The 16305-nt window shown below is 67.3% G+C and carries 12 protein-coding genes; 4 read left to right on the forward strand and 8 right to left on the reverse strand.

Going from position 1 to position 16305, the window contains the following annotated elements; all coding sequences use genetic code 11:
* Positions 1-94: 94 nt before the first annotated feature.
* On the forward strand, positions 95-883 hold the full coding sequence (locus AB0E69_RS12735) for a GntR family transcriptional regulator (RefSeq protein WP_360143387.1): 789 nt from the start codon (positions 95-97) through the stop codon (positions 881-883).
* Positions 880-1506 (forward strand): GNAT family N-acetyltransferase, encoded by a 627-nt coding sequence (locus tag AB0E69_RS12740; protein WP_360143390.1) that lies wholly within the window; start codon positions 880-882, stop codon positions 1504-1506. Before AB0E69_RS12735 ends, AB0E69_RS12740 begins: the two co-directional genes overlap by 4 nt.
* A gap of 555 nt (positions 1507-2061) precedes the next feature.
* Here the strand turns inward: AB0E69_RS12740 and AB0E69_RS12745 are convergent.
* Positions 2062-2205: a hypothetical protein gene (locus AB0E69_RS12745; RefSeq protein ID WP_360143393.1), complete on the reverse strand. Its 144-nt coding sequence runs from the start codon at positions 2203-2205 to the stop codon at positions 2062-2064.
* A 666-nt stretch (positions 2206-2871) separates the two neighbouring features.
* Here AB0E69_RS12745 and pip point away from each other — a divergent pair.
* On the forward strand, positions 2872-3807 hold the full coding sequence (gene pip / locus AB0E69_RS12750; RefSeq protein WP_360143396.1) for a prolyl aminopeptidase: 936 nt from the start codon (positions 2872-2874) through the stop codon (positions 3805-3807).
* A gap of 1267 nt (positions 3808-5074) precedes the next feature.
* Here the strand turns inward: pip and AB0E69_RS12755 are convergent.
* Both AB0E69_RS12755 and smpB read right to left on the reverse strand, forming a co-directional pair.
* Positions 5075-5434 carry a YciI family protein gene (locus AB0E69_RS12755; protein WP_360143399.1) on the reverse strand — a complete coding sequence of 120 codons (360 nt, stop codon included), beginning with the start codon at positions 5432-5434 and terminating at the stop codon, positions 5075-5077.
* A gap of 104 nt (positions 5435-5538) precedes the next feature.
* Positions 5539-6018, reverse strand: a complete 480-nt coding sequence (gene smpB, locus AB0E69_RS12760) for an SsrA-binding protein SmpB (RefSeq protein WP_360143402.1) — start codon at positions 6016-6018, stop codon at positions 5539-5541.
* Positions 6019-6112: 94 nt separating this feature from the next.
* Here smpB and AB0E69_RS12765 point away from each other — a divergent pair, with 94 nt between their 5' ends.
* The gene (locus AB0E69_RS12765; protein ID WP_360143405.1) at positions 6113-6547 is read left to right on the forward strand and encodes a VOC family protein; all 435 of its coding nucleotides are present in this window, start codon (positions 6113-6115) and stop codon (positions 6545-6547) included.
* A gap of 255 nt (positions 6548-6802) precedes the next feature.
* Here the strand turns inward: AB0E69_RS12765 and AB0E69_RS12770 are convergent, their stop codons facing one another.
* The 5 genes from AB0E69_RS12770 to AB0E69_RS12790 form a co-directional block, all read right to left on the reverse strand.
* The gene (locus AB0E69_RS12770) at positions 6803-9700 is read right to left on the reverse strand and encodes a CHAT domain-containing protein (protein WP_360143408.1); all 2898 of its coding nucleotides are present in this window, start codon (positions 9698-9700) and stop codon (positions 6803-6805) included.
* 64 nt (positions 9701-9764) lie between these two features.
* Positions 9765-12215 carry a CHAT domain-containing protein gene (locus AB0E69_RS12775; RefSeq protein ID WP_360143411.1) on the reverse strand — a complete coding sequence of 817 codons (2451 nt, stop codon included), beginning with the start codon at positions 12213-12215 and terminating at the stop codon, positions 9765-9767.
* A 53-nt stretch (positions 12216-12268) separates the two neighbouring features.
* The gene (locus AB0E69_RS12780) at positions 12269-13288 is read right to left on the reverse strand and encodes a hypothetical protein (protein WP_360143414.1); all 1020 of its coding nucleotides are present in this window, start codon (positions 13286-13288) and stop codon (positions 12269-12271) included.
* Between the two features lie 167 nt (positions 13289-13455).
* Positions 13456-13701 carry a hypothetical protein gene (locus AB0E69_RS12785; RefSeq protein WP_360143417.1) on the reverse strand — a complete coding sequence of 82 codons (246 nt, stop codon included), beginning with the start codon at positions 13699-13701 and terminating at the stop codon, positions 13456-13458.
* Positions 13702-13758: 57 nt separating this feature from the next.
* Positions 13759-16281: a caspase family protein gene (locus AB0E69_RS12790; RefSeq protein ID WP_360143420.1), complete on the reverse strand. Its 2523-nt coding sequence runs from the start codon at positions 16279-16281 to the stop codon at positions 13759-13761.
* Positions 16282-16305 lie beyond the last annotated feature (24 nt).

Here is a 16305-nt window from a genome sequence, read left to right on the forward strand (position 1 = left end):
CAACCTTTGGTACATCACCGACCTTAGGTACAGATTGGTGCTAGGTCAAGAGGGATGAGACCATTTGTTGGGACAACTTTCGGAAGGCACGGACATGGCGCAGTCAGACCCGCTCTATCGGCAGATCGCGGCCGACCTTCGCGAGCAGATTCGCGGCGGCCAGCTCAAGGCAGGGGACCGGCTGCCGACCGAGGCCGAGATGCGGGACCAGTACGGCGTCTCGCGCAACACAGTCCGCCTTGCCTTCGCCCAGCTCCAGAACGAAGGCATGATCAGCAGCACCCAGGGACGCGGCACCATCGTCCGCGAGCAGGTCATCACGACCTACCACGCGAGCTGGGCCGAGAGCCGCGACCGGATGTCGAGCGACCAGGTCGACGCCTTCCACGCCGAGCAGGCCGCCCAGGGACACAAGTCGGCGTACCGCGACTTCGAGATGCGGATCGTCCCGGCATCGCCCGATCTGGCCGAACGGCTCAGCGTCGACGAAGGCGACTCCCTCGTTTCCAGATCGTTCGTCCGCCAGGTCGACGGAGACCCGTCGAGCTTGCAGGACAGCTACTACCCGATGGACATAGCTCAGGAGTGCGGCCTACTCACGCCGCACGACGTTGCAGGTGGAGCGATCCGCGCCATGGCAGCCAAAGGGCACGTTGAGATCGGCTACATCGACGAAGTCACCACGCGGATGCCGAGGCCAGACGAGTCACGGAAGCTCGGGCTTGGCATCGGTACGCCGGTCCTCGTCTACGTCCGCACGACCTACAGCGATACGCGGCCACTCCGACTGACGCTGACGATCTTCGCGGGTGATCGCAACCGACTCGTCTACGAGCTCGGCGACATCAGCGGCTACCACGGCGAGAACGGATACGCCTCGTGATCATCGAACAGGCCAACATCGACGACCTGCCGGTCATCCTCGCGATGCGTCAGGAGGCGAGCGACTGGCTGGCCACGAAGGGCATTCATCAGTGGGCGGTCGCGTGGCCGAACCCGGAGGCGCAGTCCGACCGGATCCTGTCCAGCATCAGAGCTGGTGAGACTTGGATGGTCCGCACCGACGACGGCCAGACCGCCGCGACTGTCGCTCTCGACTCGTTTTCCGACCCCCAGCTCTGGACGCCGGACGAGCAAGCCGACCCGTCCATGTACCTGCACCGGCTGATCGTTCGCCGGAAGTACGCCGGACTCGGAGACGACGTCATCGACTGGGCGTGCAAGCGCGCTGGAGACCTTGGCAACCACTGGGTCCGGATCGACGTCTGGACCGACAACGTCGGCTTGCACCGGTACTACGAAGAACGCGGGTTCAAGTGGGTCCGAACCCTCGACCTAGCCGACTACCCGTCGGGCGCGCTGTTCCAACGGCCAGCAACGAACTGGCGAGAAGCGGACCAACCGCAGGCCATCGCCGAACTCGCGCAAGTCCTGCCGACGCGGCGCGGCCGATTCGAACCGTTCGAGCGCGCACTCTGGCCGATCCTCGGTCAAGCGGTGGTCTGACCCGCCGCTCGCTCTACTGCCGAATTTGGCTCTTATGGATCAAGGCGCGCCTTCGGCGCGCGGCGCGGCGTGCGCATGCGGCCTCCGGCCGTTCACCGCCGCGCCCGCTCTCGGTTGTCTTTCCTGAGAGCAAACGACATTGCCTCCGGCGGGGGCCTCACGACTCCGGGATGACGGGGGCCGATTTTGGCCGGCTATCTCGGAGTGGGCTCGGGGTGCGTCTTCCCGTCTGCCGCTCAGCCCAGTCAGGACCTATCAGGAGCCACCAGAGGGGCCAAGATCGTTCGTCCGGTGGGGCGCTCCATCTTGGCCCCTCTGGCGTCTCCTGATCGCGCTACGCGTGGGCTGAACGGCAGACGGGAAGACGTGGGCCACCGTTACAGGTTGTCACCTGTAACCCTTTGCGCCCTGTTCGCGATACGTCAGTCAGAACCGCGTTGTTGCTGGGGTTTGACCCAGGCAACTACTACGGTCCGGACAAGCGGAGACCCGCACAGTTCAGGGTGTCGTTAGCACTCTGAAAGGTGCGGGTCCCGTCTTGCGTTGAGCTAGGTACTACAGGTTGCGGCAGTGCTGGCAGAGGGGCTTACCGCCCGTGCCCGAGCGCTTGTTGCGGTCCTCGATGTTGTTGCCTTCGGTGCACTTGTTGTTGTTGTGGTGCACGCTCGCGAGGATTGAATGGAACGGGTTGACCTTCATGTTCACCTCCTTAGCTGGGGGTGCGACTTCCCCGTCGTACCCATGAAAAAGTCCCCAGCGGCTGCCGGGGCCTGTGTCGAAGATCGCACGGTCGTGTCCAAATCGTTGAAGCGACACGCCCAAGTTCGGGGTGACAGATCCGCAGAATTATGGAATCCTGCGAGACTTTCGTTGTCATGTCACTCAACGAGGTCGAGCCATTGCCTTCCGTGGTCGAGGGTCCAGCCAAACCGCGCGCGGTTCATTGACCCCAGTCCGACCCCAACGACCCCTGCCAAGGTGCGTTCGTTGGCACTACTGGCAGCGAGCATGTGCGAATCGCATCCGCGAGCATTAGGCTGTGCAGGCTCCTACGGATCAGAAGGTTGGGGGTTCGAATCCCTCCGAGCGCGCAGACAAACCCCAGGTCACCAGCTAGATGACCTGGGGTTTTGCATGTCCGGGGCTCCCGGTTGCTAACAGCCTTGCTAACACGATGCCAGGGTTGAGGGCTCCGGCTCGTCACGTTCTGGGTCGACGGCGGCGACCACGTCTGCGGAGCTTGGTCGGGTGTGGACGATCACGTTCTGGCCTGTGGCTGAGAAGTGTTGCGGACCACCGTCCTAACGGCGAGACTCCCTGGCTATTGCATTCATATGAGTGCTGTCATTTCTGTCGGGAGGGCGGATGTACCCTCAGGTCGAGCCTTACGACCACGGCATGCTCGACGTCGGTGACGGGCACAGCGTGTACTGGATGGCGTGCGGCAACCCGGATGGCAAGCCTGCGCTGTACGTGCACGGTGGCCCTGGCTCGGGGTGCGGCGTACGTTCCCCCGGCCAGTTCGACCCCGCCGTCTACCGCATCGTTTCGTTTGACCAACGCAACTGCGGCCGGAGCACCCCTCACGCCAGCGAGCCCGGGATCGACCTGTCCACCAACACCACCGACCACCTGATCCGCGACATGGAGCAGCTGCGCGAGCACCTGGGCATCGACAAGTGGCTGCTGTTCGGCGTTTCCTGGGGTTCAGTGCTCTCGCTGACCTACGCGCTGCGCCACCCAGAGCGCGTCTCGGAGATGATCGTGACCGCCGTCGCCACCGGCAGGCACTGCGAGGTCGAGTGGCTGATCCGCGGCTTCGGCGGCCTGGCCCCCGAGGCGTACGAGCGCTTCCTCGCGGGCGTACCCGATCCGGGCGAGGACGTCTCGGCCGCCTATCACCGCCTGCTCATGGACCCCGACCCCGCCGTGCACCGCAAAGCAGCAGAGGACTGGTGCGCTTGGGAGGATGCAATCGCCACTGTCCCGCCAGGCCGCGACGTTGAGCACGAGCCGTGGGAGCCCCGGTTCCAACTCGCCTTCGCCCGACTCGTCACGCACTACTTCAGCAACCGCTGTTGGTTGGCAGACGACGAGTTGGCACGCAGGGGGCACGTGCTGAAGGGCATCCCCGGCGTCATCGTGCACGGGCAGCTCGACCTCGGCGCACTCACCGGCAAACCATGGGTGCTGCACCACGCCTGGCAGGGATCCGAACTGGTGATCGTCGAGCACGGCACGCACGCCGCCGGAACGGCAGAAGCTGTCATGGCCGCAACCGACCGCTTCGCCAAGGTCTGATCGTGCTACGCGTGGGCTGAACGGCAGACGGGAAGACGCAAGGGGAGCTGCGGGCGAGATTCCGCCTCAGAACTCAGAGCCTCCAGGGCCTGACCGGCGGTGTCTCGCGGAACCGTCTTCGAACTTCCCGCGTCGCCTGGCCACCCACCACTGCGCTACGAGCCACGCAGTTGCTACTACCGCCACCGCGAGACCAAGCTGTGCCAGCAGCCAGTGCCCGGCATCACCCGCGATTGCGGCACCGAAGAATCCGCCGTAGAAGCCCACCATCGCTGGCCAAGGAGCCTCGATCTCACGGATCGGTCGCCACCAACTGACAGCCGCGAGAAACAGAGTGGCCACGGCGACTAGCCAGGGCGGATCAGCGGTCATGTGCAAAACGGTAGCCGTTCCTGCCGCCTGCTAACGGGCTCGCTAACAGCGACCACGGAGGCTGCTGGACAACAGTGGACATTCCGCCAGACCGGCGATTGCTCTCAGACGTGTCGGTCCGCTGCCTGGGCTTTGTGTGTCCCGGGACAAAGGAGAAGGGCGGCCCAACTGCCCGTCCGTACCCGCCGGGGCTGTTGTGCCTGGTGCGTGGAACCATGCCGACATGGTGGCTCGGAAGTATGACCTTGTTGTGCGGATGCGCGAGTTGGGCGTGGGGGATCCTGAAGGTTGGGCTGAGTCTGAAGTGCGAGAGGACATTCCGCAGGAGGCGCGGTGGTTGGTGCTGCGGGGAGTCTGGCGGGGGATTGATGGTTGGACAGGCGACACCGTCGCTGGGGTACCAGCCGCTCAGCGTGCTGTCGCGGCTGGTGCGGATCCTGCGGATGTTGCTCGAGCCATGAGGTTGGCTGCGTATGAAGCTGCCTTCAGTGTGCTTTCACGTGTCGACGAAGGTTTCGACCCCGAGGCACCCGCGGGCGCTCCTGGATGGTCGTTGGTCGAGATCCGGTTCGATGACAGCGACGAGGGGATGCCAAGTGGACGTGTTGTCGATGGGCTCCACGAAAGCATCCTGTCCGCAGATCCCTCCGGTCGAGAAGGTGCTGACCTCTGGCAGTGACCAACCCTTGGGCCCGGCTTTTCCGGACGGTTCCTTGCCAACGGCTCTGCTGACGCGGGGAGCATGAGGTTTGGAAACGCGCCGAGGGAGTGCTGCTTGCGGGTGCAACCGTGGCGTCCGAAGACTGTGGTAGGTGGTGGCTATGGCTGGGCGGGGCGGTGGTTTGGCTGCTCGTGTCCGGGGGTGGGCGGTCCGGTCACCCGGACCACCTACCGGTTACTTGGATTGGAATTGTGGTTTGAAGCGGCGGACCTCGTGGGGCCAGCCGCAGCCTTCTGCGACCTTGGCGGCCCATTGCTTGGCGGTCTCGTCGTCGGGTACGTCGACCAGCGCGAACCCGCCCAGGAACTCCTTGGTCTCGACGTACGGTCCGTCCGTGACCAGTACCTCGCCGCTGGTGGGGTCGGCGTTGTAGACCGGGCCGTCCTCTTCCTCCAGCCCGCCGGCGAACACGTACACGCCGGCCGCCTTCATCTCGTCCACCACGGCCCTGGCGAGCGGTCCGCGCCCTCGGAACCACTCATCGGTGTGGTCACCCACCCACTGCTGGTTGAAGTAGATGAGGTACTCGGGCATGTTTGCTCCTTCGGCTCGAGCGGACCCGCCGTCCGCCTCCACCTACGCTACGAACGGCATCCGACGAATCCGACAGGCTTGCCGCAACAGTTTCCGCCAACGGATCAGTCCCGGCGGCCCTTCAACCGGCGGTTGACCGCGCGCTCGATCTCGCGGGTCGCCTCGCGTTCGGCGAGGGTATGGCGTTTGTCCCAGGTCTTCTTGCCGCGGGCCAGGGCGATCTCCACCTTCGCGCGGCCGTCCTTGAAGTAGAGCGCGACCGGGACGAGCGTCAGGCCGCCCTCGTTGACCTTGCGTTCGATCTTGTCGATCTGGGCGCGGTGCAGCAGCAGCTTCCGCTTGCGGCGGGCGCCGCCCTCGAACCAGCGCGACTGCGAGTACTGCGGGATGTGTACCCCGTGCAACCAGATCTCCCGCTCCTCGACCATGGCGAACCCGCCGACCAGCGACGCCCGCCCGGCCCGCAGCGCCTTGACCTCCGGACCCTGCAGCACGATCCCGGCCTCCCAGGACTCGCCCAGGTGATAGTCGTGCGCAGCCTTCCGGTTCCGCGCGACCACGGGTTGTGCGTCGGGCTTCTTCACACGCCGATTCTGCCTTGCGGGCCCAACGCGCCATACGCCGGAGCAGCCCGGAAACGACCTGGAGCGGACCGGAGCGCGACCTTAGGGTGGGGCCATGGCATCGGTCAGGCAGTTTCAGGTCACCTTCGACTGTGCGGATCCGGAGCGGGTGGCCCGGTTCTGGTGCGAGGTGCTGGGGTACGTCGTACCGCCGCCGCCCCCGGGCTTCGCGTCCTGGACCGACTTCGACCAGTCCCTCCCAACCGAGCAGCAGGGGTCCGCCTACGCCTGCGTCGACCCCACCGGCGTCGGCCCCCGCCTGTTCTTCCAACGCGTCCCCGAAGGCAAGGTCGTGAAGAACCGGGTCCACCTCGACGTACGCGTAGGAACCGGCCTGGTCGGCGACGAACGCCTCGCCGCGCTCGAGGCGGAATGCGCCCGCCTCATCCCCCTCGGCGCAACGCGCGCGTACCTCCAGGTCGCCGACGGGGTCAACGAGTCCTGCCTGACGATGCTGGACATCGAGGGCAACGAATTCTGCCTCGACTGACGCGAACCGATCCGGGATCTCCAGGCCGTCGCAGTGCCGGCCTGGAGCCGATCAAGCTGAGTCGCTGCTCGGAGTGGGTTGGTGTGCGCGATCCTGGTGACGCATCCGGCGAAGGCGCCGCAGGCGTTGGCTGAGTTCGGCGGACAACTCTCCCGGGTCAGCGCCGCCCCGAAGCCGCGTGTCGACCGCGCGACGTAACTCTTCCAGACACAGATTTCGTAGCTGCTCGTTGTGATCGGACATGACCGGCCCCGCTCAGCGGCCGCGGCAGGCCAGCGCGGCCCAGAGCGCCGGACGGGTGAGGTCGACCGTTTCGACAGTCTTGACGTGGGCGCCGGTCAGCAGCGGTGGCAAGACACGATCGGGGTCGAGCATCCACCGGTGTACGGCGTTCACTGCCGCCGCCGGCGGGAGGCCGTGGTCGACGTGCATCAGGTGAGTCATGAAAAGGGCGAGCTCCGCGAATTGCGCCGGAACGGCCCATTGCCAGCCGATGGCGCTGGAAAACCCTGCGTCGAGGAACGCGTCGGCGACAGCTACGAATCCTTCGGAACTCGGCTCCGCCAGAACCACCAACCCCTGACCCTGCGTGTTGTCATCGCGTACGTCGAGCACGTCCCCATTGGCCAGGAGAAGTCCTGGTACTTCGCCGTGTCGCAGCCCGCACGCCAGATGCGTCATCGAGGCGCCGCGCAGGCGACCCACGACGTCCGCTGTCGTCCCTGCCGCGTCCACCAGCTCGATTGCCCGTCCCACACACGTCGAACTCGGGTAGAACAGCCGCCGGAGAACCATGACCTCGGCCATCTCGAGATCGCGATCACCCCGTGGGTTGACCACGAACAGCGGCGCGTCGGTGACCGGGATTGCCGGACGATCGGCCAGGTCGATCACGCGGCCCCCGGACGACACGTAGCTGACGCTGACATCCTGGGCGAAGTGATGACCCGCGCTGGTGCGTACTGCGGGCACGGCGATCCGGCCGAGCTCGCCATTGGCAGCGACGAGCAAGGTACCGCCACTCCACCGCCGCGTGATCGCTGACCAGCCGGGGTCGTCGAGCGGCAGCTGACCGTTCACCGGAACATTCCCGAGAATGTCGAGGCGATCGCTGACCGGATCCAAGCACAACACACCGACGGTGCGGCCCGCATCATCGGTGGGATGCAGGTAAATGAGCGCGGCGGCCTCGACCCGCCGTACCGCAGCGGCAACCTCTGTCGGCGTCGGTACCTCTACGGGTGGCAAGGCCTGCGGTTCGATGCCGAGTACGACGTCGAGAACGTCCTCGGCGAGCTGAACTGATCGACCGGACGCAGTGGCGGCAACCTCGAGAGCGGTGAACGCCTCCGCGCTGTGCCCGTCGGCCAGCATCTGCCCGGCGAACCAAGCCGCGCTCTCCTTGTCCTGACCGCCGCCGCGCAACGCGTTCATCCCGGCGTCGCGGCTCAGGTCAGAGTCTCCGCGCCGACCGCGGTGCCGGTACGCCGTGGCCAGCCGCCACCATGAGCGAGTGCGTAGACCCGCGAAGGCGTCGCCGAGCTCTTCGACCGCACTGGACAGCAGGCGAATGGCGGTGTCGAGATCCCTCTGTTCGGGATGCAATTCGAGATAGGTCGCGCCAATCACTGCGGCCGAGCGAGGCGGCACAGCACCACGGGCGAGCTCGTCGACGGTGGCGCGAAGCGTCTCCGGCCGGTGGATCAGCCCATCGAGCAGCTTGGCGAGCCCCTCCGGCGCTGATCCGAGCGCTGTGCGGACGGCGACGGAATCGCGCGCGCGCACCGCCGCCGCGAGTCGAACCTGCTGTACTGCGGTCGACAGGGCGGCGTACGCGAAATGACCCTCCTGTACTGCGCTGACCGCTGCCGCCAAAGGCTCTGGATCGCCGCTACGACCGGAGCCCGCCATGCGGCACAGTTCGCTCAGCGCGACCACCGAGGCCGGGCGTAACGACACCTCGGCCGCGTATGCCTCGAACTGACCAAGGATCTGCCCGGCCAATGGTCGCGTCTCGTCGAGCATGCCACCGAGCGCGTCGACGACAGCAGCGGCCGCGAGGTGATCGGCCGGGATGAGCTTGGCTGCGGTGAGAAGCTGCTCCGCGGCGGCCAGGTTGGTGTCGGCGTCCTCGTCGCCCCATCCGCTGCCGTCGCGCCGCTCTCGCAGACAGAGTCCGGTTGCCGCCAGCAAGTGATCGAGCCCAGCCTCGACCGCCTCGTCGCCGGCCGCGTCGGCTGCGTGAGCTGCGTAAGCTGCGTTCACAGCCGCGCCGATGAACGCATCCAAACCTGCGACCGGCATCTGCTCCGGCCCCAACTGCAGAAGAGCCAACGCCTGCTCCCAGGCCGGCCGCGACGGGAGCTCCGACAAACCTGCCAACTGCTTGCGCGCGGCCTGCCGGGCCGCGTCAGGCGCCACAGGCGCAACCAGCACCGGAGCAGGCCGACGCGGCGGAGGCGTTGGCGTCTCTGGAGCCCAGCCCTGCGCGTCGAGAACGGGATAGTCGAGCGGATCGACGTCGGTCAGGTCGATGGGAAACGAGAACGGCGACGGCATTCCGGCGGCACCTGGTCGCGCGAACGGTCCGCCGCCGCGCTGCATGTCTTGGAGCAAGGTCATGACACCCATGACCTTGCTGATGTCGACGCCGGCCAGATCACCACTGAGCAGGGGCCGGATCGCCTCTGCGATCGTGAGGAGGGTTTCGGCAGTCGTGGTGAGCTCAGGTGCGATCGCGGCGCCGTCGAGAACCTGGCGGAAACACCGGATCGCCAGGTCCACGTCGGCCTTCGCCGTCCCGGACGTCCCACCCAGGAAGCCGCCGCGCGCCGCCATCGGGTTCATCGCTTCCACCGCGCGGGTCAGGTACAGCTGGCCGAGGGCCAGGTGCGCGATCGTGGTCTGCGCCGGCTGCATGCCTGGGCTGCTGAGCGCCTCGCCGAACACCTTGATGCCGGTTTCCCGATCCTGCGGCGAGCCCCCGTGCGTGCTGTAGCGAGCCCAGAGCAGCCAGCCGAGTTGCCAGCCGACGTGTCCACGCACCGGGTCCTCAGGCCCCAGCAACTTGTGAGCCTCACCGAATGTCGAGATCGCCTCGGACAGATAGCCCAGCGCACCAGGTGTTCCTGGTCCGGCACGCCAGTAGCTCATGCCCAGCTCTTGTCCGCGTCGTACGAGTTGCCCGATATCCATGGCACTGTCACCTTTCGGTCGGTCACTGTCCCCAGTGGACGAAGCCGGCCCAGGACACGATCTGTGTGGGGTCGGTGTCCGCGAGCATCCGGCGCAGCGGCGCCGGCATGGCCCGAGGTACCTCGCGAGCGCCGTCGAGCATCCACAGTTGCGCCTTGCGGAGCGCGTCCCGCGGTGAGCTGTGTCCGGTGATCAGGAAGTGGTGGAACATGTACATCAGCAGCGAAGTGCCCTGATCCGGGATGCTCCACTGGGTCGAGAGCACCGACCGGGCGCCTGCTGCGAGAAACACGGTGCCGAGGCTGTATGCCTCGTCGTAGCCGTAGATCGATTCGCCGGTGTGGCACCCGGCGAGGACCACGAGTCCGAGGGGATGCCGATCGGTGTCGAGGACTCGGATCAGCTCCTCGGCGGTGAGGTCGCCGCCGGCCAGGAGCAAGCGAGACGAAGCGCGGACAGGATCGGAAGTGATCAGTCCGTGGGTCGCGAAGTGGACCATCGCCCCCGCGTGTGCGCCGTCGGCCTGCAGCCAGGCGAGGACCTCCTCGAGGGTGCCCGCACCTGAACCGCTGACCGTGCCGTCCGGCCGTCGACCGATATAGGTCGCACCGGGATAGAAAGTCCGGTGGATCGCATACGCCTCGAGGCGCGCCGACAGGAGGTCCGATGCCGGTCTGCCGGTCTTCGGGTCGGCAATCATCAGCCCACCTGCTGTCGGCTGCACCGGCGTTGCTGCGGCCGAGGCGCACAGCATTCGGGCCGAGGCGGCCTGTGACACGGCGGCGAGTTGCACCAGGTACTTGCCGTCCGGCCGGCGAGCCGCCTGCCACGGGACCCGGGCCAGTTCGCCCATCGGAATGATCACCAGCCGCGGTGTCCGGTCCGAGGTGTTGTCGAGGTACGGCTTGAGGATCGGTCCGATGGCAGCCTTCCACGCCCAGCTGCACAAGGAGTCGAGGCTTTCCATGAACTCGGTCGACGCGACCGAGCCGACCTCTCTGGTGGGAGGAGGGGGAAGTTCCACATCTCTTTCGGTCGCAGCGGCCAGATAGCGCTCGAGCTCCAGTTTCCCTTTGACCGCGAGGTTGGGCAGCGACAGAAACCGCGGAGCACCTTCAGCCGGAGCGATCACGGCCCAGCCCGCCGTCGGCGGAGTGGCGGGCACCAGATAGATCAGAGCGTCAGCGCCGAGTCGGCCCAGCGCTTCCTGGATCTCCACGAAGGTTGGTGGATCGAGCAGGTCGGTTTCGCGCGTCAGTACCTCGATGACTTCTTCCCGCAGCCGGGCCGATGGCCGCTCCTCCGACCGCCATCTTTTCGCCAGCTCGACCGCGCCGGCGTCGATCAGCCGGGTGCAAGGATCACGCAGCTCGGTGGCCGCGAACAACGCCAGCCCTCGTCCGGCGTCCAGCACACGCAGCGCCTCCGAGGGGTTGCCGCCGACGAGGGCGCGGCCGGCCTCCGCGATGGCCTCCTCCGCCGCCTCCTGGGCGACTGCGCGGGCACTACCTGGATCTGGCTGTAGCAGCACCTGCCAGGCATAGCCACGGAGCGCGTCGAACGCCGGCGGACTCGACGACAGGTTCTCAGCTCGGCGCCGAGGCAGCTCGGCCAGCATGGAATTGACGTAGCTCCAGTGTGGATGCGCGGGTCCCCCGGCCAGATCTCGGGCTCGTTCCAGGAGCGCGATCGCCTCGTCGACATCCGTGAGTGATCCAGTGACCTCCGAACGGCGGTAGACGGCCAGCGCGAGGCTGGCGAGCTCCAGAACGTGCTCCGGATGGTCGTCGGAGGTCAGCGTCACCGCCTTACGCAGGTCGGCGATTCCGGCGTCGATCCGCACGCGATCCTGCTCGCCGCCCTGCTTCAACGCCGCACCACCCGCGACAGCCAGGAACAATGCGCGTTCGCCGTCGGTGAGGCCCGGCTTCGCCGCAAGGCTGCGTACCTCCGCGAGCAACCGGGTGTGCTCGGCGTTGTCGCGGTCCGGGTCGTAGTCGTGCAGCAACCGCATCAGCTCGAACGCAGGCCCTGCTTCCACCAGTTGCTGCCGCAGGAAGCTCGAGTCCGGCAGTGCCTCGTACTGCTTCAGCGTCTCGGAGAGGAGAGCGAGCGAGGTTGAGGTGTCGCCGCTCTGGTGTGACTGCAGGGCGTCAAGGAAACCCGGCATCGTTCCCATGGTCGGATCGGCCTGGTCACCGATCAGGTCGGCCATCTCCTGGTACACCTGGCGCAGTGCGGGCACATCGGCGTATCCGATGCCAATGGTCATGCCCAGGATCGCGTGTGTGGCCTTGACCAGCGTCTGCACCTGCGAATCGGACGCGAACGTCGCCGCCAACTCGTCCACCTCGACCAGCGCCGCGCGCGGGTCGGCCAGCTCGCGGGCGGCCGCTGCCTTCTGCAGTTCCATCAGGCGGAAGATTGCTTGTGCCCGTCCCCAAGCCCTGGGGTCCGACCCGTCCTGGTCCATGCCCTGCCTCCTCGATGTGCCTCCTCACTGTTCTGACGGACGGTCCGCAGGCGCTACGAGGTGACGTCCCCCAGCCCGCCGTCGCCGAGAATCTCGAGGACCGTCGCCACGATCCGCTTGAGCTTGACCGGATCGTCGATCAGGGCGGCGATCTGAGAGGTCTCCTCCTCGTTCTCCAGGTCGTCCGAGTCGGCCAGGCTGCCGAACATCGCGGCCAGTACGTCGATGACCGCCGTCGTAACGTCCTCGCCGCCGTTGATGCGGGTGCCGATGATCTCGATGGCGACGCTCGCGATCTCGCGCAGTACCGCGTCGTCGCGCTCGTGCGGATCCACCAGAGCCAACGGCGTCGGCTCCGCGCTGTCGTTGGCCGCGGAGTACGGCGGATACCAAACCTGCGCGGGCTTGCGACCGATCGGGCGCTCGACGTACTTCGCGTACCAGGCGGGCCGCCTCCGCATGGCGGCCAGTACGACCTCGAGCTCGCCGGCGACCACCGCCTCGCCGGCGGTGTGGTTCCCGGTGAAGGCGGCGCGGCGGTCGGCGAACGCGTTCAGCGGCCACAGCAGGGATCCGGCGGTCGCGTCGGTGCCGACCCACTCCAGGGTCGCCTTGGCCAGGTCGATCAGCCAGGCGTCGTGCTCGAGCTCCTCGGCGAGCCAGGCCGGTACGCGCGGCCGCTGCGGAGCACCACGTTCGCCACGGCGGCGGCGATGTCCCTCGATGGTCGCGCGCCGCAGCCGCGAAGTGATCCAGCCCTCGAGGTTCGCGATCGGTATCTTCGCGTGGGCGAACAGATCGTCGAGGACCGCGTCCACATCGTCGTGGAAGCGGTCCAGGCAGTCGGGCAGCATCCGCTGCAGAGTGGTGGCGCACTCGTAGTGGTGACGTCGACGCTCGACGGGCCGGGTCACCCGCTCGTACACCAGTGGTCCCGCGATCTCGGCGGCGCCGGCGCGTAGCCGGCGCTGCTCGTCCCGGGAGGCGTCCCAGAACCGGTCCTTGAGCTGTCCCGCGCCGGCCAGCCGACGTACATCGTCCGCGGCGGCCGACGGTTCCTCGATATAGGTCACGACGCACTCCTCTGTTTCGACTTGGATCGATCGTCGAGGTCGAGAAATGGCCGGAAGTAGGATTTGCAAAGAGATACCGGGAAATACGTACGGGCTGCGGAAATAGCCGTCCCGGCATACGTACGGGCCGGGTTCCCAGGGAAACCCGGCCCGTGGTCAGAGCGCGGTCAGGACATCTCGCTGGGCCTCGGTCCGGTGGTCAGGTCGATGACCACGCTGGCTGCGGCCGCCCCGTTGAGGAACACCGTGACCGCGTGACCGGCCGGGTCGTACAGCTGCAGCTCGACCGTCGTACGTCCGGTCATCGCGTCGCGAACGAGTCGGGCGATGCCGTCCGCGTCCGCGTCCGCGATGCCCCACTGCTGCTCGCCAATGACGAGTTTCTTGGTCAGCCGATTGCTTTCCGGTGTCATGCTGTTACCTTTCGATAATGCTCGGCAGGCGAGCGTTGTTGGACGTTCGGGGCGGCTTTATTCGGCCACCGCCTCGACCGAGAATGTGAAGGAGAAATCCTGCGGATGCCGGACGTGGCGGCCAATTCCGAACTGCTCCTGCGCGAGCAGGGAGGTCCGGTAGAGCCCGATGCTCTGACCGACGACGCGGGTCAGCAGGTCGTAGGCCGTGTTCACCAGCACGGCCCCGGCTCCGGCCGCGGCGACCGCAGCGGCGGCGTGCGGCGAGCTCATCGCGAGCCCGGCCACCGTCGTGGCCGCGGCGCCCACTGCGGGATTGTTGAACTTCTCTTCCAGCAGGTCGCTGAGCGCGAGACTGCCCGTCGCGTCGCGCGAGACCCACACGGCAATGTCGAGGAACTCCGCGGCCGGCCCGTGGTAGATCAGCAGGTTGTCGAGCGGCAGCCGCTCGCCGTCGCGGATGTTGCTGAACCGTGTGGTCTGTGCCCGATAAACCGGCTGCTGGCCGGCCCCGCCGGTCAGCACCACAGCGTCCAGCCGGATGTCGGCGCTGCCCAACGCCCGGTTGCGATGGACGAACAGCTCGGCGATCCGGACAGCGACCTTGGCCGGGGCCAAGCCGCGAGTCGCGAGCAGACGCACCGGTTGCTGCGGCCGGTCGTCGATCAGGAACTTCGCCCGCTCCGCGGTGGGCGGCGGGGTCGGGCTCACCATGAAATCGATCGGCTCAACCGAGTAGCGGACCGAGGAAGCAGGAGCGTCGCCGACCTCGCGGGTGCTCCCGGTGCTGATCTGGACCAGCAGCCGCTCGAGCTCGGATGCCTCCGACCGTGGCTCGGCGGCGGTTCGAACGCCCCGCTGCCGCAGCGGCCCGACATCGACCGGTCCGTCGCTGATCAGGGCAAGGACCGTCTCCGGCCGCGCGTCCGTCGTCTCGACACCGTCCGGCCAGGTCATCGTCACCCCGGTGAGTCGCCGCAGGTCCTCGTTCCAGCCGTAGGTGTACGAGGCGCCCGGAGCGAGCCGGATACCGCCGGGGTCGGTCGCGGTGAGGACGGAGATCCGGGACGCGATGCCGATGTCGATCAGCGACACGAACATCGCCTGGTCGCCGGTGTTCCGGAGCCGGAAGAACACGCGTTCTTTCGGGTACGCGAAGACCAACGCACCCGTCCTGGGGAGCGGCTCTTCCTGGTCGTTCTGTACCCGGCCCCACTCGAACACGACACCGTGCGACAGCGGTCTGGCACGATCTCCCGCCAGCCGGCGTAGCGCGTCGGCCTGCGCGATCCGCTGCAGGTTGCCCATGACGGAGTTGATGCCGAGCGTCGTCGCCGGGTACGGCGGATGGAGCGGTACGCCGTTGTCGCGTACCACCAGCTCGCCCTGTGCGTCGAGGGCAACCTCGATCGGAACCTGGCCGTCCGTGGTCGGATCCGCGAGTCGCAGCAGCGGCCGCATCGACATCGCCTTGACCAGGTCCGCGGTCACCGGATGGTCCTCAGGCAGCCGCACCGGCAGGGCGGGAGCGGCGGCGCGAGTGCGGTGAGCGCGAGCGTCCAGGGGCATGCTCTCGTCGGGCTTCTGGAGCCGCAGCGCCGCCAGCGCCACCGTGGGCAGGACTCGATCCACCGTCGCCGACCCGATCGCCGGCCCGTCCTCCGGTCCGGTGGCAGCGGCCGGCATGATGGCGAACTCGTCGCCCGCCTCGACGCCCAGCAGCGGCGCGCCGAGCAGCTGGATCCGGTCCGGTCCGAGCATCGCGACCGGCAGCGTGCCCAGCGGCTTGGAGTCGGTGGTCTCGAACGGCTGTCGTTCGGACGGTCCTTCCGCCTCTGGCCGTTGGGTCGGCGCCAGATCCTGTACGTCGCGGCGGACCGTGTCGATCAGGGTGGACCAGTTGACCCGAAGCCCCTCGGCCCCGCGGAGAGCCCGGGACAAGGCATCGGTCAGCAGCCCCATCTGTACACCGTCCCGGTTCGCGCTCTCCCAGGCCGACTCCGATGGCGAGCAGGCGACCACTCGTACGGCGCGCGAGTTGCCGACCATTGGACGTTTCGCCACGTCGAGACCGCCGGCCGTGAGCCGGTCCAGATGCTCCTTGACGACCTCGTACGTCGGCTTCCAGATGACCGGCCGCAGCAACGACCTGACCCGGAGGCCAGGGTGGCGTGACATGTGCGCGGCGTGGCAGCAGTCGAGAATGACGGTGGCGTTGGCCGTCCGGGTGGTGAGCCGAGCGAGCAGTACAGACAGCTCGACGCCGGTGATCCCGCGGAAGTCTTCGTCGTCGGAGTCGTGGTAGTCGTCCGGCACGATGAACTGCAGATCCCGGTCGTCCGGCGCCTGCAGGCGCCCACCGTGACCGCTGTAGTAGATCACGACGGCGTCGTCCGCTCCGGCGTCCACGATCAGCTTCTCGTACGCGTCGAGCACCGCGGCCCGGGTGGCCTGCGGCGTCACCAGACGCTCGATCGCGAAGCCGCGAGGCTCGAGCGCACCCGCCATCGCCTCGACGTCGTTGAGCACACCGGTCAGGTTGTTCGTCTGGGCACCGATGAGAAGAGCTTTTCGCGTCATGCCCGTCTCTGACGGACAGTCCGG

Source organism: Kribbella sp. NPDC026611, from assembly GCF_040638345.1.
Classification (GTDB): Bacteria; Actinomycetota; Actinomycetes; order Propionibacteriales; family Kribbellaceae; genus Kribbella.

Excerpts from the sequence above, each read along its gene's own strand:
- AB0E69_RS12735 (WP_360143387.1), top strand. The coding sequence starts at position 95 with ATGGCGCAGTCAGACCCGCTCTATCGGCAGATCGCGGCCGACCTTCGC.
- AB0E69_RS12745 (WP_360143393.1), bottom strand. The coding sequence starts at position 2,205 with ATGAAGGTCAACCCGTTCCATTCAATCCTCGCGAGCGTGCACCACAAC.
- pip (WP_360143396.1), top strand. The coding sequence starts at position 2,872 with ATGTACCCTCAGGTCGAGCCTTACGACCACGGCATGCTCGACGTCGGT.
- AB0E69_RS12755 (WP_360143399.1), bottom strand. The coding sequence starts at position 5,434 with ATGCCCGAGTACCTCATCTACTTCAACCAGCAGTGGGTGGGTGACCAC.
- AB0E69_RS12765 (WP_360143405.1), top strand. The coding sequence starts at position 6,113 with ATGGCATCGGTCAGGCAGTTTCAGGTCACCTTCGACTGTGCGGATCCG.
- AB0E69_RS12770 (WP_360143408.1), bottom strand. The coding sequence starts at position 9,700 with ATGAGCTACTGGCGTGCCGGACCAGGAACACCTGGTGCGCTGGGCTAT.
- AB0E69_RS12775 (WP_360143411.1), bottom strand. The coding sequence starts at position 12,215 with ATGGACCAGGACGGGTCGGACCCCAGGGCTTGGGGACGGGCACAAGCA.
- AB0E69_RS12785 (WP_360143417.1), bottom strand. The coding sequence starts at position 13,701 with ATGACACCGGAAAGCAATCGGCTGACCAAGAAACTCGTCATTGGCGAG.
- AB0E69_RS12790 (WP_360143420.1), bottom strand. The coding sequence starts at position 16,281 with ATGACGCGAAAAGCTCTTCTCATCGGTGCCCAGACGAACAACCTGACC.